This window comes from Martelella sp. NC20, from assembly GCF_013459645.1.
Classification (GTDB): Bacteria; Pseudomonadota; Alphaproteobacteria; order Rhizobiales; family Rhizobiaceae; genus Martelella.
Genome location: NZ_CP054862.1, coordinates 82,869 through 106,238, shown reverse-complemented (window position 1 = coordinate 106,238; position 23,370 = coordinate 82,869). Strand labels below are relative to the sequence as shown.

Here is a 23,370-nt window from a genome sequence, read left to right as displayed (position 1 = left end):
ACAATCCCTCTCTGTAATGTCTTCCTGACTGCTGCATAATGCGTACCGGGAGTTTGAAACACAAGCGTTACAGTCAGAACATATCGGTACGGATCGCGCCTTTCATTGCGCCCTGCCGGACCGGCATCTGTTGCGTTGGATTTTACCCTGTGTGTTGGTCTTAATTCAGGGAGGCGGCTATGAGCGCTTTCAAAATAGCCATTATCGGCGCGGGCAGCGTCGGTTTCACCAAGACGCTGTTCAGGGATATCCTGTGCGTTCCGGAGTTTGCGGATATCGAAGTGGCGCTGACGGATATCAGCGAAAAAAATCTGACGATGGTGAAAACCATCCTCGAGAAGATCGTCGAGGCCAACGGCCTGCCGACAAAAATCTCCGCGACCACGGACCGCCGCAAGGCGATCGAGGGTGCGCGCTATGTGATTTCCTGCGTGCGCGTCGGCGGGCTTGAAGCCTATGCCGACGATATCCGAATTCCGCTGAAATACGGCGTCGATCAGTGCGTCGGCGACACGATCTGCGCCGGGGGCATTCTCTATGGCCAGCGCAACATTCCGGTCATTCTGGATTTCTGCAAGGATATCCGCGAAGTGGCCGAGCCCGGCGCCCGCTTCCTCAACTATGCCAATCCCATGGCGATGAACACCTGGGCGGCCAATGAATACGGCAAGGTCGATACGATCGGCCTGTGCCATGGCGTCCAGCACGGCGCGGAACAGATTGCGGAAGTGCTCGGCATAAAGCAGGGCGAACTCGATTATATCTGCTCCGGCATCAACCATCAGACCTGGTTCACCGATCTGCGCGTCAACGGCCGCAGAATCGAAAAGGACGAGTTGATCGCCGCCTTCGAGGCGCATCCGGTGATCTCGAAGCAGGAAAAGGTCCGCATCGATGTGCTGAAACGCTTCGGCGTCTATTCGACCGAGAGCAACGGCCACCTGTCCGAATACCTGCCCTGGTATCGCAAGCGCCCGGAGGAAATTACCCGCTGGATCGACATGTCCGACTGGATCCATGGAGAGACCGGCGGCTATCTGCGCTACACGGCGGAAAACCGCAACTGGTTCGAAACCGAATATGACGGATTCCTTGAAGATGCGGCAAAACCCATCGACCCGAAGAAGCGCTCGAGCGAACATGCCAGCTATATTCTCGAAGGGTTGGAGACCGGCCGGATCTATCGCGGCCATTTCAACCGCAAGAACAACGGCGTGATCACCAATCTGCCGGATGACTGCATCATTGAATCGCCCGGCTTCGTCGATCGTTTCGGCCTCAACATGGTGGCCGGCATCACCCTGCCGGAGGCGTGCGCGGCAACCTGCATGGCATCGATCAACGTTCAGCGCATGTCCGTTCATGCGGCCGTGACCGGCGACCTCGATCTGCTGAAACTTGCCGTCCTGCATGATCCGCTGGTCGGCGCCGTCTGCACGCCGGAGGAGGTCTGGCAGATGGTGGACGAGATGGTCGTCGCCCAGGCCGCATGGCTGCCGCAATATGCGCATGCCATCGACGGCGCGAAAGAGCGGCTTTCCAAGGCGACAGTCAAGACCCGCGAATGGGAAGGGGCTGCCCGCCGCCACATTCGCTCGGTTGATGAAATGCGCGCGGAAAAAGAAGCCGAGCGCGCGGCGGCCAACGCCTGACTGTTTTCACCTTAACCGGGCCGGCATGACGCCGACCCGGACTTTCCTGTTCCGGCGGCCTTGTGGGTAGGAGCCTTGCCGGCGGAACAACCGGCGAAAGGCCAGAAGCCTTCGCATTCAGTGTCAAAACGGGAGGACGACACGATGACATCTCACCTTTCTGCCCGGCATCTGGCCAGTGTCCTGGCTGCCGGGATATCAACCCTTGCACTCGTCTCCGGGGCGCTCGCTTCGGAAATGACGGTCGTGCCGCCGCAGCCGGATTTCCCGGCACAGTCCAGGATCACCTATGTGCCGCGCAACGCGATCGAGGAATTCCGATCGCTGCCGGCTTACTCCGAACCGCAATGGGTGACCGAGCAATTTGTCGAGGCCGGCAAGCTGCCGCCCGTCGAGGAACGGCTGCCGAAGGAGCCACTGGTCTTCAAGACCGGAAACATGCCGGACGGCATCGGCGTTTATGGCGGCACGCTGCGCCATGTGGTCGGCGGCCGTCCGGAAGGCTGGAACTATCAGGCCGGCCAGGCACAGGGCTGGGGCGGCATCGATATCGCCATGTATGAGTGCCTGACCCGCACCGCGCAGCTTTATCAGGTCGAGGCCAGCGACATGGAGCCGCTGCCGAACCTTGCCAAGAGCTGGGAATGGTCGGAGGACGGGCATACGCTCACCATGCACCTGATCGAGGGCGCGAAATGGTCCGATGGCGTGCCGTTCACCTCCGAAGACGTGATCTTCATGTGGGAAGACAATATCGTCGACCCCAATGTGTCGCCGCTCAATGGCGCCTCACGCGAAACCTTCGGCTCCGACACGACGCTGAAGGCCGTGGACGACTACACGGTCGAATGGACCTTTGCGGAAGCCTTCCCGCGCCAGTATCTGTTCAACATGGCCTATGGCGATTTCTGCCCCGGCCCGTCGCATATCCTGAAGACCAAACACCCGAAATATGCCGATACGACCTATGACGAGTATCGCAACGGCTTTCCGCCGGAAATGCTGAACTGGCCGGTCATGGGCGCCTGGGCTCCGGTCGAATATCGACCCGAGGATATCATCGTTCTGCGCCGCAACCCCTATTACTGGAAGGTCGATGAGGACGGTCATCAATTGCCCTACATCGATGAATTACAGTACAAGCTTTCGACCTGGGCCGACCGCGACATCCAGACGATTGCGGGCTCTGCCGACCTTTCCAATCTCGAACAGCCGGAAAACTTCGTCGTGGCGCTGCGCCGCGCCGCCGAGGCGGATGCGCCGGCAAGGCTGGCCTTCGGTCCGCGCCTCATCGGCTACAATATGCGCATGAACCTTTCCGGCAATGGCTGGGGCGAGCCGGACGAACGCGAAGAGGCCGTGCGCGAGCTCAACCGCAACCCGGACTTCCGCAGAGCCGTGACGATGGCGATCGACCGTCAGGCGCTTGGCGATTCGCTGGTCCGCGGTCCCTTCACCGCCATCTATCCCGGCGGTCTGAATTCCGGCACAAGCTTCTATGACCGGGAATCGACCTATTACTACCCCTATGATCCCGAAGGGGCGAAGGAACTGCTTGCCTCGATCGACCTTGAAGACACGGACGGCAATGGCTTCGTCAACTGGCCGGAAGGCACGCTTGGCGGGCAGGATGTCGATATCGTGGTCTCGCTGAGTTCCAACTACACCACGGATCTCAGCCTCGCCGAAGGCGTGATAGGGCAATTGCAGCAGGTGGGCCTCAGGGTCGTGCAGAATGCTATCGAAAACAATCAGTTCGACAACCAGCGGCGGGCCGGCAAGTTCGACTGGATGGTCCTGCGCAATCCACCGGCTCTGGCATCCGTGATGCAGGGCACAACCGGCCTTGCGCCCGTAGGACCGCGCACCAGCGAGCATCACCGCGCCGGCCCCGATGGCACGCTCGACCTGATGCCCTATGAAGAACAGATGGTCGATATCATCGACCAGTTCATCGCCACCGACGATAATGCCGAGCGGGCCGAGCTGATGAAGCAGTATCAGACCGTCGTGACGCAGAATGTCGATATGGTCGGGCTGACGGAATATCCAGGCGCACTGATCGTCAACAAACGGTTCGACAATGTCGCCCCCGGCGCGCCGATCTTCATGTTCAACTGGGCGGAAGACGCCATTATCCGCGAGCGCATGTTCGTTCCGGCGGACATGCAGCAGGACTATCAGCTGTTCCCGAAAACCCTGCCGGGTGAACCGGGTGCGGACGGCCCGGTCAGCGGCTGACACCCGAAAGCGTCGCGGCGGCTCTTGCAAAAGCGCCGCCGCCAACCTCGCGGACCGGCGACCCTGTTCTCCTCCAGTTGCCGGTCCGTACAGACAAGGGACGCAAGGATAAAATGGCACGATTTCTGTTCAACCGGATCATGTCGGGGCTGATGCTGCTGTTCGTGCTCAGCATCGTGACCTTCGCCATCATCCAGGCCCCGCCGGGCGACTACAGCGATTACATCCGCTCGCAAGCGATCAATCAGGGTGGCGCAACCTTCGAACAGGCCGATCGGCAGGCCGAGGCCTATCGCGAGACCCACGGCCTGAACGATCCGCTTCCCGTGCAGTATCTGAATTGGGTGAAGGGGATCGTCTTCCACGGAGATTTCGGCCAGAGCCTCTACTACAACAAGCCCGTCTCCGACGTCGTCGCCCAGCGGCTGCCACGCACGCTGGCGCTGGCGCTGACCTGCCACATCCTGGCTTCCATTCTCGGCATCGGCTTTGGCATTGTCGCGGCCACGCGCCAATACAGCTGGATCGATACGGCGCTGTCGGGGGTCGCGTTTCTCGGCATGACGGTGCCGCGTTTCCTGATGGCGCTGATCATCGTCTATGTCCTCGTCTTCCATTTCGACGTCAATGAAGTGGGCAGTTTCTTCTCTCCGCAATATGGCGGCGCGCCCTGGTCCTGGGGCAAGTTCATCAATCTCATGCAACACATATGGCCGGTCGTCGCCATCGCCACCTTCGGCGGGCTCGCCTACAATATGCGGGTCATGCGCGGCAATCTGCTCGACACTTTGAACATGCAATATGTCGAGACCGCTCGCGCCAAGGGGCTTTCGGAGCGCAAGGTGATCATGCGCCATGCCGTGCCCAATGCGCTGCATCCCCTCGTCATGTATCAGGGCGTTGTGCTGCCCTACATGCTGACCGGCGAAATCGAAGTCGCCATCATCTTCGCGCTGCCGACCGTCGGCCCGGCAATCGTCGGCTCGATGCAAGTGGGCGACGTCTATGTCACTGCAACCTTCATGCTGCTGCTCTCGGCCATGCTGCTGATCGGCAACATCATCGCCGACCTTCTGCTCGTGGCCCTTGATCCGCGCGTCAGACAGACCGGGAGCGCCGCGGCATGACCGACAACATCCTTCAAACCGTCGATACCGTCAAACAACCGGAAGCCAACAAGAACGAAACCTATCTGGCGCTGGTCTGGCGCAGGCTGAAGCGGTCGTTTTCCGGCATGATGGGCCTGATCCTGGTCGTCTTCCTGCTGTTCGTCGCCGTGTTCGCCGATTTCCTGTCGCCCGCCGATCCGCGGGCCACCGATGCCTCCTACCAGCCGCCGCAGATGGTGACCGTCTTCGGCAGGGACGGTGAGTTCGTATTTCCCCCACGCACCTATCCGCTTGGCGATACCGGTGAACTGGACCCGATCACCTTTCAGCCGCTCGTCGGCAAGGATTACGACAACCCGCAGATCATCGGCCTGTTCGTCAAGGGCGCGCCCTACAAGCTGTTGGGCTTCATTCCCGCCGACCGCCATTTCATCGGAGCGACCGATGGCTCGGTGATCCATTTTCTCGGCACAGACAAGCTGGGCCGGGACGTGCTGTCGCGTATTCTCTACGGCTCGCGGATTTCGCTTCTGATCGCGCTCACCGTGGTTTCCGTCGTCACCATCGTCGGAACATCCGTCGGCATGACATCGGGTTATTTCGGCGGGCCGGTGGATGCGTGGATCCAGCGCTTCGTCGAACTGGTGCTCGCCTTTCCGCAATTGCCCTTCTATCTGGCGCTCGCCTCGCTTATTCCGGTGACCGCACCGACCAAGGTGTTTCTCGGCTTCGTCATCGCGGTCATGTCGGCGCTCGGCTGGGCGCAGATGTCGCGCGAGGTGCGCGGCAAGACTATGGGGCTGGTGCGCATGGATTATGTGCGCGCGGCCATCGCCGTCGGCGCGACCGACAAACGCATCATCTTCCGCCATATTCTGCCGAACGTGATGAGCCATGTGATCGTCGCGGTCACGCTTGCCATCCCCACTGTGGTGCTGCTCGAGGCCTTTCTTGGCTTCCTCGGTTTTGCAGTCAAACCGCCGATGATTTCCTGGGGGCTGATGCTGCGCGATACCTCCAATTATGCGGTGATCGGCGCCTATCCCTGGCTGTTGTCGCCCGTTGCCTTCGTGCTTCTGACCGTCTTCGCCTTCAACGCGTTCGGCGACGGTCTGCGCGACGCGATCGACCCCTATTGAGAAGGAGACGCTTTCAATGACTGACGACCTCAGACATGACACGGTGCCTTCCACGCGGCGCGACCATGGCGAACAGCGGGGCGAGCCGATCATCGACGCCCGCAATGTCGCCGTCGATATCGCGGTCGAGGACGGCACGGTAAATGCCGTGCGCGATGTCTCCTTCCAGATCTATCGGGGCGAGACCATCGCCATCGTCGGCGAATCCGGCTCCGGCAAATCCGTCACCGCGCGCACCATCATGGGGCTACTGCCGAAGCGTGCAAGCGTCGGCGAGGGAGCCACGATCACTTTTGACGGTGAGGACGTTCTCAAGTTCTCTGAACGCCGGCGTCGGCAAATGCGCGGATCGCGGATTTCAATGATCTTTCAGGAGCCGATGAGTTCACTCAACCCCATCTACACAATCGGTTCGCAGATCATCGAAGCCATCCAGACCCATCGCCGCGTCAGCCGCAGACAAGCGGAACAAGAAACAATAGAACTTTTGCGGCAGGTCCAGATTCCCGAACCTGAAGCGCGGTTCAAACAATATCCGCACCAGCTTTCCGGCGGCCAGCGCCAGCGGGTGATGATCGCCATGGCGCTCGCCAACAAGCCGGACGTGCTGATCGCCGATGAGCCGACTACGGCGCTCGACGTGACCGTTCAGGCCCAGATTCTCGGATTGATCCGCGAACTGCAGCTGGAACTCGGCATGGCCGTCATCCTGATCACCCACGACCTGACCGTGGTTCAGCACTTCTCGGATTATGTCTATGTGATGAGCGAAGGCGTGGTGCGCGAGCACAACACGACCAGGGCACTATTTGCCGACCCGCAGCATCCCTACACGAAGAAACTCCTCGGCTCGGAACCCTCGGGCGAGGCCAATCCACTGCCGGAGGGATCGCAGACCATCCTGGAGGGCCAGGATGTACGGGTTGCCTTCACGCTGAAGACCGGCACCTTCTTCAAGTCCAGCTACAGCCAGCTTGTCGCGGTCAATGATCTGTCCATCGCGCTCAGGAAACACGAAACGCTGGGGCTTGTGGGCGAAAGCGGATCGGGGAAAACCACCTTCGGCCAGGCATTGCTGAGGCTGATCCATACAGATGGCGGCACGGTGCTTTTCGACGACAAACACATCGAGGGGCTTTCCCGCGAACAGCTTAGGCCACTGCGCTCGCGCATGCAGGTGGTGTTTCAGGACCCGTTTTCCTCGCTCAATCCGCGCATGACGATCGGCCAGATCATCGAGGAAGGGCTGATCGTCAACAACATCGGCTCGTCCGGCAAGGACCGCAACGAGCGGGTACGCGATGCGCTTGTCGATGCCGGCCTGCCGGGCTCCATCACCCATCGGTTCCCGCACGAATTCTCCGGCGGCCAGCGCCAGCGCATTGCCATCGCCCGCGCCGTGGCGCTGGAGCCGGAGTTCATCCTTCTCGATGAGCCGACATCGGCGCTCGATCTCTCCGTGCAGGCGCAGATCATCGAACTCCTGCGCAAGCTGCAGAGCGAGCGGGGTCTCAGCTACCTCTTCATCTCGCATGACCTGAAGGTCGTGCGAGCGCTCTGCCACCGTGTCTGCGTCATGCAGCACGGCAAAATCGTTGAACAGGGTCCGGTGCGCGATGTGCTGGAGAACCCGCAGACAGACTACACGAAGCGGCTGGTCAAGGCCGCCTTCGAAGTTGCCGCCTGAATTTGAGGAATTACACCATGGCAAGACAACCCAAGATCACCTTCATCGGCGCCGGCTCCACGGTTTTCATGAAAAATATCATTGGCGATGCGTTGCAGCGTCCCGCGCTGAAAGATGCGTCCATCGCCCTGATGGACCTCAATCCGGAGCGGCTTGCCGAAAGCGAGATCGTTGCCGGCAAGCTCGCCAGAACGCTTGGTTCGAAATCCGCAATCACCACGCACACCAGTCAGCGCGAGGCGCTGGATGGCGCGGATTTCGTCGTCGTCGCCTTCCAGATCGGCGGCTATGAGCCGGCCACCGTGACCGATTTCGAGGTGCCGAAAAAATACGGCCTGCGCCAGACGATCGCCGATACGCTCGGCGTCGGCGGCATCATGCGGGGTTTGCGCACCGTGCCGCATCTCTGGTCGATCTGTGAGGACATGATGCAGGTCTGCCCCGACGCCATTCTGCTGCAATATGTGAACCCGATGGCGATCAATACCTGGGCGATCGCCGAGAAATATCCGAATATCAAACAGGTCGGCCTCTGCCATTCGGTGCAGGGCACGGCGGGCGAACTGGCGCGCGATCTCGACATTCCATACGAGGAGATCCGTTACCGTTCGGCCGGCATCAACCACATGGCGTTCTTCCTGAAATTCGAACATCGCCAGGCCGATGGCAGCTACCGCGATCTCTACCCCGAACTGGTGCGCGGCTATCGCGAGGGCCGCTTCCCGAAACCGTCCAGCTGGAACCCGCGCTGCCCCAACAAGGTGCGCTATGAAATGCTGACGCGGCTCGGCTATTTCGTCACCGAAAGCTCGGAGCATTTTGCCGAATACACGCCCTATTTCATCAAGGAAGGCCGCGAGGACCTGATCGAGAAATTCGGCATCCCGCTCGACGAATACCCCGTCCGCTGCGTCGAACAGATCGCCAGGTGGAAGGATCAGGCGGAGGAATACAGGAAGGCCGATGAAATCAAGGTTGAGCAGAGCAAGGAATATGCCTCCTCGATCATGAATTCGGTGTGGACCGGAGAGCCTTCCGTCATTTACGGAAACGTCCGCAACAATGGCTGCATCACATCTCTGCCGAAAAACTGCGCGGCGGAAGTGCCCTGCCTTGTCGATGCCTCCGGCATTCAACCGACCTATATCGGCGACCTGCCGCCGCAGCTGACGGCCCTTATCCGCACCAATATCAATGTGCAGGAACTGACTGTTGCCGCACTGGTGAACGAAAACCGCGAAAATCTCTATCACGCCGCGATGATGGACCCGCATACGGCCGCCGAACTCGACCTCGACCAGATCTGGTCGCTGGTCGATGACTTGCTGACAGCACATCATGACTGGATACCGGAATGGGCACGCATCGCGCCGCAGGAGCGCGCGGCCTGAGGCATTACGTTCGCCTGAACTTGAAGGCACCCGGCGCGAGTATCCGGTGAAAAAAGACGATCCGTCAGTCTCAAACCGTTTCCACTTCAGGTGGGAACGGTCTCTCTGTGTTTGGGGCGGTGTCCTGAGAGCCTTTCCGGACGCGGTGCATTGACCTCATCCGTGATTTTGATCGATGCCAGGTTGACTTTAAAGTGCCGTTCCAGGGCTTCGGCAAGGAACGAAAGACGATGAAGGTATCGCGATCTTCGGTCATCCGAATGGCGTTCACCTCCAGGCGGGGCTTACGAAAAATATTCTGCGGTTCCGTTTGACCAGTCTCTGGTCCTGAACTCCCTTGGCCCGTAACCCGTCACTTTTCTAAAGGCCCGCGCAAAATTGGCGGGGGAGGAATATCCCATTTCCGCCGAAACCGAAGTGACCGTTCCGTTGGTGTGCCGAAGCAGCTCTATCGCTCTCTGGATCCTGATCGCATTCGCCATGCTGCGAAAATCGGTGCTGGTCCGGTTCAGTTCGCGTTGCAGTGTCCGGACGCTGGTGTCCATCGCGCGCGCTGTACTGTCCAGCGAGACGCTGCCGGTGCGAACCTGTGTGCGGATCTGCTCGATAACGACGTCGAGCAGATCGCGCGGAGCGCCGCCACGCCTTGCGCGCATGACATCCTCGATGGTGACGATCGACCGGGAAACATGGCGCGGGGTGGCCGCGAGATGATGGCGTTCGATGACAACCGTCACCACCGGCGCGCCAAAAATGACAGGGCACTGGAACACGGTTTCGAATGCCTCTGTCTGGCGGGGTTTTGCGATATCGAGTTCCACCCGCAGCGGTCGCCAGTCAACGGGCAGATAGGCTCTCATCACGCTGAGAAGCACACCGGCCGCGGCAACCGCGATCACGTCGTATCCTTCGCAGCCGGCAAGAGCGAATGCATAGCTGTATCGCACTTCGTTGCCGACGACAGAGACCGCCATCCCGTCGCCCGTGCTGTGATAGGGCAGGGCCGTGATCGCCCGCTCGATGGCGAGGCCGAGGGTTTCCGCGCCGAGCAGGTAGCGACCGTAACTGCCGTAGTTGGCGGCGTTCATCGCAGGCACCATCAGGATGCCGAGATTGGGCTCGCCCGCCGCTTTTGCCGCAGCGTTCAGAAACGAGACCACCGCCGCGTGCGGGATGAAGCAATTCTGCTCTTCAAGAAGTTCGAGATCGAAGCCCGCCGCGCGATTGGCCTGCCGAAGCGCTCGCTCCCCCAGTTCCTGACGGACAAAGAAAGGTACGCCATGCAGTATGCGGCTGGAAATGACAGGTATTTCAGTCATGTCTGCAAATCCTACGTCGAAGGCGAATTTGGCGCAAAATGAGTGGCTCTAAAAATCACGAGTTGCTACTCAACGAAATGCGATTTGTCTGGAGAAACGAAAAAGCCATGTAGGGCCAATCGCTCAAATTCGAATATAGATGAGGTGATTGTCGACCGCAAACGGAAGATGATTATCAATCGCTGCCTGATTTACAAATCTGCAATTACGATTAAATTTTCAACTGGTCGAATTTAGTTCCAATTTAAAAAAATAATTGTTGAATTCGATATTGAAATAATCGGGTTTTTCACTGGAGGAGCGCTTTAAATGCAGCGGAATCGATATATACACATCACCCCCGCGGTGATAATCGCAGGTTTATATTTCGCTACAGGAGCGGCTCACGGGCAAGTCTCCGAAGATACGGTGAAGTCTCTCGGCACACCCGACATCGTAGAGACGAGCATCGGGACACTTGCGTTCAAGGACGGTGCTCCGGCGGTCGAGACCGCGCAGAAGGTGTTCGATGCGCTCGACTTCAACAATGCCCTCAACGTCTACAACAACAGCTTTCGTGGGGCTTCCGCCCTCGGGTTCCACAAGGGCTTCCAGAGTGTTGGCGCCGGCTACAATGATGTCGTCATAACGTCGGAACTGCTGGACTCGGCGAGTCTGTTCCTGACCGGCAACGCCGACACCGTCTATTACCTCTCGGTCATCGACCTTTCGAAGGGACCGATGGTGATCGAGCAGCCGTCCGATGGCGTCGGCACGATCAACGACATGTGGTTCTCGTGGATCATTGACGTCGGCGGTCCGGGCCCGGATCGCGGACAGGGCGGCAAGTACCTGATCGTTGGGCCCGATTACGACGGACCGCTGCCGGAGGGCGGGTATTTCGTCGCCCATTCAAAGACCAACCGGGCGCTCTATGCCTCCCGCGCATACCTCGTGAACGACGATCCAAAACCGGCGGTCGAAAACATCAAGGCTAACCTGAAGATCTATCCCTATGCGGCGGGCGGTTACGGCACCAGTATCGCCCAGGCGCTGACTGGCGCGGTACGCCTCGGCGAAAACGCGAAGATCCCCGATACCAAATTCATCGAGATCAGTGGCGTACCGATGAACACCATCCCGCCCAGCGATATTGGTTTCTACGAGTGGATCAACGAGAATGTCCAGGCCGAGCCCGCCACCAGCTACGATGTGGAACTTTCCGGCCAACTCGCCGCCATCGGCATCGTCAAGGGCAAGGAATTCGCGCCTGATGAACGAATGAAAAAGATCCTTTCCGACGCAGCAGCCGTCGGTCAGGCGGCCGGCCGGGTGCTGAACTGGCGCCCCTATGCCGCTCACCCGGACTGGGCCTATTACGAAGGCTCGCAGTGGGGCAGCATGCTCTGGGAAGGTGGCGCTTTCTTCGAAACCCCGCCGCCCGCATTTGAGAACGGTGAATTCAAGCCACTGCCGCCGACCGGTGCCCGCACCCTCGATTCACGCACGGCATTCTACTACGGCTATACGCTCGACAGCCCTGGTATGATCATGAACATTCCCGGCGTCGGATCGCAGTATCTGATGGCTTTTCTCGATGCCAAGGGCGACGTGTTCGACGGTGCGCTGACCTACAAAGTCACCTTGCCCAAGGACATTCCGGCCGAGGCTTTCTGGTCCTTGACGCTCTATGACAATCAGACCCGATCGATGCTCCAGACGCCCCAGAAATATCCTCGCGCCGGCTCGCAGTCCTATCCCTCGCCGGCGGCCGCGGCAAACGCGGATGGTGTGACGACCGTCTACTTCAGCCCGGAGCAGCCTGTCGGCGTGGCGCGCGGCAATTGGGTCCAGACAGACCCGAAAAAGGGTTGGTTCACCATCCTGCGCCTGTACAGCCCGCTGCCCTCGTTCTTCGACAAGAGTTGGCGGCCGAGCGAGATCGAACTGGTGCAATAGATCCGGTTAGAGCATTTCGACGTCAGGTGGAATCACCTGACGTCCGCCAAAACGCGGCAATACAAAGAGATAGAGCGGTGCCCGCAGGGGTGCCGCGCGGCGTTGTCGATCATGCCGATGACCGGCAGATGCAGGCAAGTTCAGACGAACAATAAAGGAGGCCGGAATATGAGGCCCGCGAGCAATCGCATCACTGAAAACAGGTCATTCGCAATGAAATTCGGAGGCGTTCTGCTCGCTTCAGCCCTTGTTACTGCGGGGTCGTCGCGGTTGGCGGCAGCGGAAGTCACGCAAGCGGAGCTCGACGCGATCTCAATCCCTGACAAGGTCGACACTTCGATCGGCACGTTGACGTTCTTCGATGGCATGCCGCTCGGCAACACGGTCCAAACCGTTTACGACAATCTCGACAGAACGCGTGCCACCGACGTCTATCTCGACAATCTGGGTGCCGTGTCGATCAATAGCGTTCTCGACGGGCTTGCTTCGCAGGGCGCGAACGCATCGAACAAAATCGCCGTATTCGAGCAGTTGATGGATTCGGCGACCCTTGTTGTGACAGCGAATACATCGACGCTCTACGCTTATTCGGGCACCGACCTGGCGAACGACGGCCCGACGGTTATCGAAGTGCCGCCGGGAATGCTCGGCTTTCTAGATGATTCCTGGCAGAGATTTGTCGGTAATATCGGCGTCACCGGCCCGGACAAGGGCAAGGGCGGCAAGTACCTCGTGCTGCCGCCGGGCTACGAGGGTGATGTGCCTGACGGATATTTCCTGCTGAAGCCCTCGACCAACAGGAACTTTCTGTTTCTGCGCGGCTCGATCAAGGATGGCCTGGAGCCGGCGGTCGAAAACATTACCGGCGGTCTCAAGATCTACCCGCTGAAAGACGCCGGCAAACCCGCGCCGACCGAATTTGTCAACGTGTCGGGAAAGCCTTTCAACACTGTGTTCCCGAACGATCTGAAGTATTTTGAAATCCTCGACGCGATCATTCAACGTGAACCGACCAATGCGATCGGCCCTGAAGTTCGCGGAGAGATCGCTTCGATCGGTATCGTCAAGGGGCAGAAATTCGAGCCCGACGACCGGATGAAAAAGCTGCTGGTAGAAGCCGGCACGCTCGGCAACGCAACCGCGCGCGTTATCACCGCCTATCCGCGCATCGCCGGGGTCCAGATCTACCCCGATACCGACAGCTCCTGGATAATGGCGTTTGCGGACAAGAACACCTCGTTCGAGGCCGTTGGTGCCATGAATCTGAGTGCGAGGATACTCTTCTACTTCAATGCCGGCGGTGTGACGCCTTCCATGGCGGTCACGACAGCAGGTGCTGGCTCGGACTATGCCATGGCGAGCCTCGATGCAGAGAAGAAGCCGTTTGACGGCGCAAAGACCTACAAGCTGCATCTGCCGCCAAACGTACCGGTTAACGATTTCTGGGCGGTCACCATATACGACACCCAAAGCCGGTCACAACTTCAGACGAGCCAGAAATTCCCAACCGTCGGCAGTCTGACTGACGGAATTAGGAAAAACACGGATGGGTCCTACGACATCTATTTTGCTCCCACTGCGCCGGAAGGAATGGAGGGCAACTGGCTTCAGACTGTTTCCGGCAAAAGCTGGTTCCCACTCCTGCGGATGTATGGCCCGTTGGAGCCCTGGATCGACAAGACCTGGCGGCCGGGCGAAATTGAGTTGGTGCAATAGATCAGGGCGCGCGGTCGGGGGCTACCTCAGACTGTCGTGAACACGGAAGACCCTAGTGAACGAACAACCCATCGTCAGCGATCTTGTCGCTATCGTACAAACGTCCCTGGCGCCCGTCTTCCTGCTGGCGGGAACCGCCGGCTTCGTCAGTATCTATGCCGTTCGTCTGGGAAGAGTATCGGACCGGTTGAACGAGATTGCTGACGGCGGGCGGGCGCTCCGTGAGCAGGACCCGGACCTGAGGCGAAGGGCATTGGCGCTTGTTGTCGCCATGATCCTAGGCGCGGTTGCCGCGATCTGCACGGGCGGTGCGATATTGAACTTGCTTGCCGGCGCTCTTGCGATCGGGTTGCGCCAGGAAAACCTGTTCTGGCTCTTCGGCGGCGCGATCGTGTCGCTCATAGCATCGCTCGTCGCATTTCTGTTTGAGCTGGTTGTTTGCGCCCGAACGATGTTGCGGCAGTTGAGAATGGATCGAACGGACAGATGGGATGAATGATCGGGTAAATCCGGCAGGACAAAGCCGCCGATGATGGCGGGTGAACTCCGGATGCCGACAACATTATTGGAGACAACATGAAAATCCGCCTGGTTTCGTCTCTGGCCGCGATCGGCGTCTGTCTTGCATCTGGGCAGACCCGGGCAGCGGACATCTATCTGCCGATGACGCCGACGGTTCAGGAGACCTCCGGGCCGGAGGGGTGGACTTTTACCTTCGCCCCTTATTTCTGGGGCGCCGGAATCTCGGGAGACATCGCCCAGTTCGGGCTTCCGAAAGTGACCGTCGACGCCAGTTTCGACAATATCTTCGATCATCTCGATGTAGGCCTGATGGCGATCGGGGAAGCGCGGTATGGGCCATACAGCGTTATTGGCGACGCCATCTACATCAAGCTGTCCGGTCAGACCGGTTCGCCGGTTGGAAACACCGCCGCCTCCGTTCAGCTGGAAACCAGCACTTTCGCAGGCCTGCTCGGCGCCGGCTATACCTTCATGGAGGATGAGAAATACCGGCTTGAAGTCGTCGGCGGTGTGCGGGTCTGGTCCGTTGAGAGCAAGCTTTCCATCACCGGGGGCGTCTTTGACGGCCGGTCGAGAAGCGACAGCGCCACATGGGTGGACGCCATGGCCGGCGTTCGCGGCAGTTATTTCCTGACGTCGAAAGTCTACTTGACCGGATGGGGCTTCATCGGCGCCGGCGGCGCCGATCTCGACTGGGATGTCGCTGCCACGATCGGCTATCGGTTTAACGACACGGTCTCCGCGGTTGCCGGATACCGCGCTCTCGGCGTCGACTACAACAGCAATGGATTCGTCTTCGACGTCGTGGAGCAGGGACCGATTGTCGGGCTGTCGCTGCGGTTTTGAGCGTCGTCCGGACCTTTGTTTGGGCACGCAGCCGTGCCGGTGAAACCATTCGCTTTACTGACAAAGCGCATTTCGTGGCTGGTTTGGCCGAAGCAGTTCGATTAGGGTGATTGTGGCCGCGCATCCGGGGGATCGCGTGATCGCCTTGGCAAGGCATGGTCCGTGGAGATCAAGGGACAAAACGAGGTAGGGGATGGAATCGGAAGCACTCGCGCAGGCTGGGCACCTGCCATTCTATATTACAGGCCCGGGTCAAACAGATGTTCTCATGGTCGGGATCATCATTCTGGCGCTTGTCGGCGTTCTTCTGATCGGCGTGTTCTATCTCTATCTGCACGCCTTGCCCGAGCGGATGGCGCACAGCAGCAACGCCTTTCAATTGCAGTTGGTCGGTGTGCTCGCGCTTCTGTCGCTGTTTACCCACAACAACATATTCTGGATCGCCGCGCTTCTGATCGTGGCGGTGCGCATTCCGGACTTTATCACGCCTGTCAATTCGATCGCCCATTCGCTGCACAGAATTGCCCAGAGCAGGGATCTGAGCGAGGCGGAGGTCCCGCAAAGCCCGGCGACCGTTCAGCCTGAAGCCACGCCCACCGAGGAAGCGGCCCTCACAGAGGAAGCGGCCCCCACAGAGGAAACGCCTCCCGGACCGCCGAAGAAGGAGGGCGACGGTCATGCTTGAGCTGCTGTTCTGTTCCCTTTTTACAATTCTGCCTGATTTTCTGTACCGCCGTTACAAGCAGGGCAAGCGGATCGGCCGCGAGATCAATCTCTTCACCGTCTGGTATGAATTGCGCTGGGGCATTACTGGCTGCACGGTCCTGACGATCCTGCTGATCACAACGGTTTTCTTCTATCATCCGACGTCGACGACCGTATCCTCCTACTTCCGCACGGTGTCGATCCTGCCGGACACGCCCGGCCGGGTGACCGAAGTCTATGTGAAAACCGGCGATACGGTGCAGGCCGGAGACGTGATTTTTGCCCTGGACGACCGGCAGCAGCAGGCAGCCGCCAATGCCGCGCGCGAGAAGGTTTCCGAGGTGGAAGCCCAGCAGGCCGTCGCCGAGCAGGAGCTTCAGGCAGCCAGAGCCACGGTTGAGCAGGCGCGCAGTACGCTTGATCACGCCCGGATCGAACTCGATCGTAATCTGGGCCTGCAGCAAAGAAACGCCGATGCCGTGGCCCAAAGGGTCATTGATGCATTGGACAACAGCGTTTCCGAGAAGCAAAGCGCGCTGGACGTCGCTCTTGCAAATCAGCGCGCAATTGAAGCACGCATCGAAACCCTGCTGCCGACCCAGAGGGCAGGCGCGGAGGCCGCGCTGGAAGAGGCGGAGGTCGCCCTCGACCAGCGCAGCGTCAGGGCGGGTATTGCCGGCAATATCCAGCAGTTTCAGCTCCGTCCCGGCGATGTCGTCAACCCGTTTGTGAGGCCTGCGGGAATCCTCGTGCCCAAGGATCAGCAGGAGGGGGTATTTGTGGCCGGGTTCGGCCAATTGACGGCGCAAGTCATTCACCCCGGCATGATCGGCGAACTGGCGTGCGCCACGCAGCCGTTCAAGATCATTCCAGTCGTTGTCGATGCCGTGCAGGACGTCATTGCGGCTGGCCAGTTCAGGCCGTCGGATTCATTGGTGGATGTCAATGATCGAGGGAGCAATCCCGGCACGGTGATTGTGCGGCTGCATCCGCTTTATGAAGGACAGGCCGCGTCGATCCCGCCGGGCAGCGCCTGCATCGCCAATGTCTACACCAGCAATTACGAGAAATACAACGACCCGGATATCGGCTTCGGACAGAGCCTGCTTTTGCATATGATAGACACAGTCGGCATTCTGCATGCGGCATTGCTGCGCCTGGAAGTCGTGATGCTGCCCGTCAACCAGCTGGTTTTCTCGGGAGGCCACTGAACAGGCGCTGTTGGGTGCGTTGTCGTCATAAGATGGCGGTCGCAAGGCGGCGGGTCCACCTTGTGCCGGCGCCTCTCCATTGAGGCAGATCGACCGATCGGGGCGCAGGTCTCCACCCTGATCGGAAGTAATCGCTGCTGCTTATGATCGGAGCGGACTGACCTGCAATGCGAGACGGAACGGTTTGCCGGGGCGGGAACCGTGAGATTACCGAGGGCGCTTCTCGCCATCGCCGCAATCAGGTCCGTTCGGGTGACTATCCCGGTGATGCGGTCAACATCAAGCACGGGAACAGCATCGACTTCCCCGTCCGCCATCATCGGAAGCAGCGCTGCAATCGGGGTATCCGGTGAAGCCCGTGGTCCGGTGGTGGACATGATATCGCGGGCCGGCCTCGGCCGACTATTCGGCGGAAGACCATCAGGAGGCTGCTTTGCGACAGCAGGTCGGCTTGCCTGGCGCGGTTGATCAGGTGGATTTGGAATATCACGCCAAGAAATTCGTCATTCGTGCCGACGACGGGAAGGGACGTGAGTTTGTGACGTCTGAACAGGTCTGCGATCTGCCTCAACCTCGTCTCGGGCCCGACTGTGATCAGGTCTATCGACATAACGTCCGCTGATTTCAGCGGTGCTATGGCGTGGGTAGAGGCCTGAAGTTCGGCGGCGCCTATCAAGCGCGCCAGATCTTCGACGCGGAGGTTGAACGACTGGCGGTACCGATCAGGAATCTGTGCCAGTTCGGCTTCTGACAGTCCCAACCGTTCAGATGGATTGCGATCCCCGGTGAGAGGTCTGCTGTGTTCATTGAACTGGCGGAAGGGATAGCGTCGTCCGGTAAGATTGATGCGCTGCCGTCCAGATTGGGAGAAGGCGACAATGGCGCCGTGGACATCCTCCCGATCATCGAGGATGCCGTCGGGCTGCTGAACGCGCGCGCCGCATCGTCGTCGCGGCGCGGGATGCCGCCGCCAAGAGCACCGGCGCCTTCATGCTTGACGGCGAGTTCATCGACCTGCCGGTGCTCAACCGGGCAAAAGCGGTGCTGGCCAAGGCGGGAGAAACGGAGTGAAGACCTGCGACAGCCACCGCCATATCCACGACGCGCGCTTCGCCTGTGGGGCCGGCGCGCCGACCCTTTTCAGCCAAGGTCTCCAGGCGGCGTCTGCATCGGGGAAATTCCGCAAGCGTTGATTTTCCGATTCAAGATCACAAACAGGAGATGATCTCGTTCAGGCTTGTTTTGACGGACAGACAGTGGGCGATGATTGAACCTTTGATTCCGGGCAAGCAAGGCAACCGGGATCGAAGAGGGGATCACAACCGGCCTTTACCGGGCGGCGACAAGCGTGTGGTTTTCGCCTTCGCTGTTGAGATAACGGCGGACGGGAAGCGGCAGTTTCGGTGATTTTTCGGTGATCAGACCGCATCCTTCCAGCAGCCTGCGCTTGTCGGGGTTCGGCCCGACCGCCCGCCAGATGGTCCGGGTCGAATAGGGCAGGTTTTCCTGACGCCAGGAAACGCCGGTCGTCACGCCGCGCAGATAGGTGCGCTGGTGCTCGGCAAACGGCATCAGCGTCGTCTGACACAGGAAGGAATGCTCGCTCATGCCGCGCTCGACGATAAACAGCCGGTTGCGCCAATAGGCGGCCAGTCCGGCATATTTCGAAAACTGCCGGATCTCCTGGTTACGGTCATAGATCCGTTCGATCGATTTCACCGTGATCTGGCCGCCCTTTTCTTCGATCCTGGCGCAGCTTTGGACGATTTTCCCGGGCCATGACAGGCTTTTGTGGTAAAGTTCGTAATAGCCCGCATACTGACGCAGTTCCGGCAGGTTGCCGGGGAAAGCTTCCCGCAACAGGAAATCCGGTCCGACGGTTTCGACCGGCGCGTCGAGTATTTCCTGGAAGCGCTTTTCCGGCGCCAGGAAATCCTGCGGCTTCAGGCCGAAATACCGCGCGATTTTTCCTGTATTATAGGGCGACGGCCAGGTTTGACCCGCGAGATAACGGTTGAACTGTTGCCGGTTGATCCCGATTTCGCGACAGATTGCCGTAATCGACGGGCGGGTATCGCAGGCAAACCGCCAATTGGTCGCAAAACGACTATTGTTCCGGGATGTCATGGCGTTCGGAGGCAAACCTCATAGCGTCAGTTAGCGTCACTCTGCGTCAATAAGCGAAGTTGCCTGGTTCGCGCAAGCCCCTTATGCCTTTGCACATCAATTTTGACGAGTTCGTCAACGGCGCCTGCCGGCATTCCGACGCCACCTTCAGCGCAGAGCCGCGCCCCCGTTTTCGTGAAGCGGCCGGGGCGAAAATATGCAATGTTAAGACAGTCAGGGGAAACCAGATGAAAAACACAAAAACCACCATTCAGCAGACCGGCCTCAACCGCCGCGCCTTTCTTGCGTCCGCCGCCGCCGCCGGCTTCGCTGCCACCGCTTCCGGCCTTCTGATGCCGCGCGAGAGCCTTGCCGCGGAAGAACCGCAGCGTGGCGGTCACCTCGTTCTCGGTCTCGACGGCGGGCAGACGACCGACATTCTCGATCCCGGCACCTATGCCGGCAGCACCATGTTTCTAGTCGGTTTCACCTGGGGCGACCGGCTGGTCACCACGGACCCGGTTTCCGGCGAGGCGCTGCCGAGCCTTGCCGAAAGCTGGACATCTTCCGACGGCGCGAAGACGTGGACCTTCAAGCTGCGCCAGGATGTGCGCTTTCACGACGGTTCCGCTTTCACCGCCAACGATGCGGTCCAGACGCTCCGCCGGCACTCCGACAAGGACTCCACCTCCGCCGCACTCGGTCTTCTCGAAGAGATCGAAACCATCGAGGAGAGCGCCGGCGATCTGGTCATCACGCTCAAGAACGGCAATGCCGACCTTCCGCTGCTTCTGACCGACTATCATCTGCAGATCCAGAAGAACGGCGGCATGGACGATCCCAACAGCGCCGTCGGCACGGGTCCCTACAAGCTGGAAAGCTTCGAGCCGGGCATTCGCATCACCTTTTCGAAGAATGAAGATGACTGGAACGAGGACCGCGGTTTCGTCGACAGCGTCGAGGTCCTCGTCATCAACGACAATACGGCTCGCATTGCCGCGCTGTCGTCCGGCAAGGTGCATTTCATCAACACGCTCAGCCCGAAGACGATGTCATTGTTGTCGCGGGCGCCGAATATCGAGACCCTCAGCACCAAGGGCAAGGGCTTCTATTCGTTCCTGATGCATGGCGACACCGCGCCCTTCGACAATAACGACCTCAGGATGGCGCTGAAGCTCGCCATCGACCGCGAGGCGATGCTGAACACCATTCTCGGCGGCTATGGCACGCTGGGCAACGACTATCCCGTCAACGACGCCTATGCGCTGGCGCCGACGGATATTCCCCAGCGCGCCTACGATCCGGAAGAGGCGGCGCACTACTTCAGGAAATCCGGCCATGAAGGTCCGGTTCTGCTGCGCACCTCCGATGCCGCCTTTACCGGCGCGGTCGACGCGTCCGTCCTGTTTCAGGCCAATGCCAAGGAAGCGGGCATCGACATCCAGCTCCAGCGCGAGCCTTCCGACGGATACTGGTCGAATATCTGGAACAAGAAGCCGTTCTGCGCCTCCTACTGGGGCGGCCGGGCGACGCAGGATATCCGCTACACCACGACACAGCTTTCAACCTCGCCGTGGAACGATACCCGCTTCAAGGATCCCGCATTCGACAAGATGCTGCTTGAAGCCCGTGCCGAGACCGATCAGGACAAGCGCCGCGCGCTCTACCGCCAGATGGCGATGACGGTGCGCGACAATAGCGGTCTCATCCTGCCGGTGTTCAACAACTACCTCAATGCCCGCTCGGTGAAGCTGAAGGGCTGGATCGACGATGTCGGCAACGACCTCTCCAACGGGCAGGTGGCCAGCCGCGCCTGGCTCGTTTCCTGATCCTGAAAACGAGGAAGCCGCGGGCAAACCCGCGGCTTTCATGGACACAATGACAGAAACCCAACCCGTTCCGTCCGCCCCCGGCAAGGCGCCGCTTCCCGGCCTGCTCGTCGTTTTGCGCGCGCGCTTTCCCATGGCAAGCCGTATTGGCGAGCGGATCGTACTCGGCATCGGCCTGCTGTTCGCCAGTTCGATCCTGATTTTCGCCGGCATTGAAATCCTGCCCGGCGATTTCGCCGAGACCTATCTCGGACAGGCCGCAACGCCGCAGGCTATTGCCAATCTGCGCGCTGAATTCGGTCTCGACCGTCCCCTCGTGACCCGCTATTTCGACTGGCTTTTCAATATTTTGCATGGCGATTTCGGACATTCGTGGGCCAGCGGCCAGTCGGTCAGCGCCCAGATTGCCGCCCGGCTGGGCAATTCGCTGCTGCTGGCCGGAGCGGCGGCGGCTATCGCCGTTCCGCTTGCCGTCGGCCTCGGCCTGATCGCCGTGCTTTATCGCGACCGTCTGGTGGACCGGCTCATCAACCTCATTTCGCTTGCCGCGGTATCGCTGCCGGAATTCTTCGTCGCCTACCTGCTGATCATGGTGTTTGTGGTCCAGCACCCCGTCGCGGCGTTTCCGGCCACGGTCTATGACAGCATGAGCCTTTGGCAGAAGCTTCAGACCATCATTCTGCCGGTGGCGACGCTTGTTCTGGTGGTGATCGCGCACATGATGCGCATGACCCGCGCGGCGATCATCAACGTCATGGCGTCCGCCTATATGGAAACCGCCGAACTCAAGGGCATCGGCGCATTGCGGGCGATCGTGAAACATGCCGCGCCCAACGCGCTGGCGCCGATCATCAATGTCGTCGCGCTCAACCTCGCCTATCTGATCGTCGGCGTTGTCGTGGTCGAAGTGGTCTTCGTCTATCCCGGCATGGGCCAGTATATGGTGGATGCGGTGACGGTGCGCGATCTGCCTGTGGTGCAGGGCTGTGGGCTGGTGTTCTCGGCCATCTACATCCTTCTGAACATGATCGCCGATATCCTGTCCATTCTTGTCAATCCGCGACTGAGGCATCCACGATGAATATCCGTTCCGTTTCGCTGACGGCATGGATCGGCATGGCCGGTATCGCCGTTGCCGTCATCGCGGCCGCCTTTGCCCCCTTTCTTGCGCCCTACGGCGAAAACCAGATTGTCGGCACCCCCTGGGAACCGGCCAGTCAGGCCTTTCCGCTCGGTCTCGACAATCTCGGCCGGGATCTGCTGTCACGCATGATCTACGGCGCCCGCATGACGCTTTTCGTATCGTTCTGCGCCACCGTTCTCGCATTTTCGCTGGGGGTTGTTCTGAGCTTCGTCGCAGCGGTCATGCGCGGTGTCGTCGATATGGGCCTGTCGCGCCTCAACGACCTGATGATGTCGATCCCGACGCTGATTTTCGCGCTGATCGTGCTGGCGGCGCTGCCGCAGAATCTGGCGGTGCTGATCGGCGTCATGGCGGTGCTCGACTCGACCCGCGTCTTCCGCCTCGGCCGGGCGCTGGCGCTCGATATCGCGGTGATGGACTTTGTCGAGGCGGCGAGATTGCGCGGCGAGAAGACGCTGTGGATCGTGTTTCGCGAAATCCTGCCGAACGCGATGACGCCGCTTCTTGCCGAATTCGGCTTGCGCCTTGCCTTCGCCGTTCTGTTCATCTCAACCCTGTCTTTCCTCGGGCTCGGCATCCAGCCGCCGACCGCCGACTGGGGCGGCATGGTCAAGGACAACAAGGATGGCATCATCTTCGGCGTTTCCGCAGCCCTTGTGCCGGGTGCTGCGATTGCCGCGCTCACCATCTCGATCAATCTCATCGTCGACTGGCTGCTGAAACGCACGTCCAGCCTGAAAGGAGGCCGCGGTGGCTGAGCTTCGAAAACAGGATGAAACACCCCTGCTTGAGGTCCGCAACCTTGAGATCGGCGC

At 59.9% G+C, this 23,370-nt stretch carries 18 protein-coding genes and 1 pseudogene; 15 read left to right on the top strand and 4 right to left on the bottom strand.

Annotation, left to right across the window (positions count from 1 at the left end):
• Window positions 1-179: 179 nt before the first annotated feature.
• The 6 genes from melA (HQ843_RS27090) to melA (HQ843_RS27065) all read left to right on the top strand — a co-directional run bounded on the left by melA (HQ843_RS27090) (window position 180) and on the right by melA (HQ843_RS27065) (window position 9,219).
• Window positions 180-1,652, top strand: coding sequence for an alpha-glucosidase/alpha-galactosidase (melA, locus tag HQ843_RS27090; protein ID WP_180903563.1), 1,473 nt, complete (start codon window positions 180-182; stop codon window positions 1,650-1,652).
• A gap of 144 nt (window positions 1,653-1,796) precedes the next feature.
• Window positions 1,797-3,893, top strand: a complete 2,097-nt coding sequence (locus HQ843_RS27085; RefSeq protein ID WP_180902657.1) for an ABC transporter substrate-binding protein — start codon at window positions 1,797-1,799, stop codon at window positions 3,891-3,893.
• Between the two features lie 113 nt (window positions 3,894-4,006).
• Window positions 4,007-5,020 (top strand): ABC transporter permease, encoded by a 1,014-nt coding sequence (locus HQ843_RS27080; RefSeq protein ID WP_180903562.1) that lies wholly within the window; start codon window positions 4,007-4,009, stop codon window positions 5,018-5,020.
• Window positions 5,017-6,141, top strand: a complete 1,125-nt coding sequence (locus HQ843_RS27075; RefSeq protein ID WP_180902658.1) for an ABC transporter permease — start codon at window positions 5,017-5,019, stop codon at window positions 6,139-6,141. Before HQ843_RS27080 ends, HQ843_RS27075 begins: the two co-directional genes overlap by 4 nt.
• 16 nt (window positions 6,142-6,157) lie before the next feature.
• The gene (locus tag HQ843_RS27070; protein WP_180902659.1) at window positions 6,158-7,828 is read left to right on the top strand and encodes an ABC transporter ATP-binding protein; all 1,671 of its coding nucleotides are present in this window, start codon (window positions 6,158-6,160) and stop codon (window positions 7,826-7,828) included.
• A 17-nt stretch (window positions 7,829-7,845) separates the two neighbouring features.
• Window positions 7,846-9,219 (top strand): alpha-glucosidase/alpha-galactosidase, encoded by a 1,374-nt coding sequence (gene melA, locus HQ843_RS27065; protein WP_180902660.1) that lies wholly within the window; start codon window positions 7,846-7,848, stop codon window positions 9,217-9,219.
• A 284-nt stretch (window positions 9,220-9,503) separates the two neighbouring features.
• On the opposite strand, the gene HQ843_RS27060 is transcribed toward melA (HQ843_RS27065), so the two are convergent.
• A complete protein-coding gene (locus HQ843_RS27060) occupies window positions 9,504-10,538 on the bottom strand; it encodes an AraC family transcriptional regulator (RefSeq protein ID WP_180902661.1) in 1,035 nt (344 codons plus the stop codon).
• Window positions 10,539-10,847: 309 nt separating this feature from the next.
• On the opposite strand from HQ843_RS27060, the gene HQ843_RS27055 reads away from it, so the two are divergent.
• From HQ843_RS27055 to HQ843_RS27030, 6 genes are all read left to right on the top strand, one after another.
• The gene (locus HQ843_RS27055) at window positions 10,848-12,476 is read left to right on the top strand and encodes a DUF1254 domain-containing protein (RefSeq protein ID WP_180902662.1); all 1,629 of its coding nucleotides are present in this window, start codon (window positions 10,848-10,850) and stop codon (window positions 12,474-12,476) included.
• A 213-nt stretch (window positions 12,477-12,689) separates the two neighbouring features.
• On the top strand, window positions 12,690-14,192 hold the full coding sequence (locus HQ843_RS27050; RefSeq protein ID WP_180902766.1) for a DUF1254 domain-containing protein: 1,503 nt from the start codon (window positions 12,690-12,692) through the stop codon (window positions 14,190-14,192).
• Between the two features lie 55 nt (window positions 14,193-14,247).
• Window positions 14,248-14,691, top strand: a complete 444-nt coding sequence (locus HQ843_RS27045; protein WP_180902663.1) for a DUF2721 domain-containing protein — start codon at window positions 14,248-14,250, stop codon at window positions 14,689-14,691.
• 77 nt (window positions 14,692-14,768) lie between these two features.
• Window positions 14,769-15,560: a hypothetical protein gene (locus tag HQ843_RS27040; RefSeq protein ID WP_180902664.1), complete on the top strand. Its 792-nt coding sequence runs from the start codon at window positions 14,769-14,771 to the stop codon at window positions 15,558-15,560.
• A 268-nt stretch (window positions 15,561-15,828) separates the two neighbouring features.
• Window positions 15,829-16,245 (top strand): hypothetical protein, encoded by a 417-nt coding sequence (locus HQ843_RS27035; protein WP_246710482.1) that lies wholly within the window; start codon window positions 15,829-15,831, stop codon window positions 16,243-16,245.
• Window positions 16,238-17,476, top strand: a complete 1,239-nt coding sequence (locus HQ843_RS27030; RefSeq protein ID WP_180902666.1) for an HlyD family secretion protein — start codon at window positions 16,238-16,240, stop codon at window positions 17,474-17,476. The genes HQ843_RS27035 and HQ843_RS27030 overlap by 8 nt, the downstream gene beginning before the upstream one ends.
• Before the next feature lie 284 nt (window positions 17,477-17,760).
• On the opposite strand, the pseudogene HQ843_RS29665 reads toward HQ843_RS27030, so the two are convergent.
• The 3 genes and pseudogenes from HQ843_RS29665 to HQ843_RS27020 form a co-directional block, all read right to left on the bottom strand.
• Window positions 17,761-17,805, bottom strand: a pseudogene (locus tag HQ843_RS29665) (hypothetical protein); the annotation flags it as partial.
• Entirely contained in the window at window positions 17,793-18,086 is a 294-nt protein-coding gene (locus HQ843_RS29660; RefSeq protein WP_246710487.1) for a CBS domain-containing protein, read from the bottom strand. The gene HQ843_RS29660 and the pseudogene HQ843_RS29665, both read right to left, overlap by 13 nt.
• A gap of 719 nt (window positions 18,087-18,805) precedes the next feature.
• Entirely contained in the window at window positions 18,806-19,603 is a 798-nt protein-coding gene (locus HQ843_RS27020; protein WP_180902667.1) for a helix-turn-helix domain-containing protein, read from the bottom strand.
• A 227-nt stretch (window positions 19,604-19,830) separates the two neighbouring features.
• Here HQ843_RS27020 and HQ843_RS27015 point away from each other — a divergent pair, with 227 nt between their 5' ends.
• The 3 genes from HQ843_RS27015 to HQ843_RS27005 are packed head-to-tail and all read left to right on the top strand — an operon-like array spanning window position 19,831 to window position 23,313.
• Window positions 19,831-21,411: an ABC transporter substrate-binding protein gene (locus tag HQ843_RS27015; RefSeq protein WP_180902668.1), complete on the top strand. Its 1,581-nt coding sequence runs from the start codon at window positions 19,831-19,833 to the stop codon at window positions 21,409-21,411.
• A 49-nt stretch (window positions 21,412-21,460) separates the two neighbouring features.
• On the top strand, window positions 21,461-22,492 hold the full coding sequence (locus HQ843_RS27010) for an ABC transporter permease (RefSeq protein WP_180902767.1): 1,032 nt from the start codon (window positions 21,461-21,463) through the stop codon (window positions 22,490-22,492).
• The gene (locus tag HQ843_RS27005; protein WP_180902669.1) at window positions 22,489-23,313 is read left to right on the top strand and encodes an ABC transporter permease; all 825 of its coding nucleotides are present in this window, start codon (window positions 22,489-22,491) and stop codon (window positions 23,311-23,313) included. The genes HQ843_RS27010 and HQ843_RS27005 overlap by 4 nt, the downstream gene beginning before the upstream one ends.
• Window positions 23,314-23,370 lie beyond the last annotated feature (57 nt).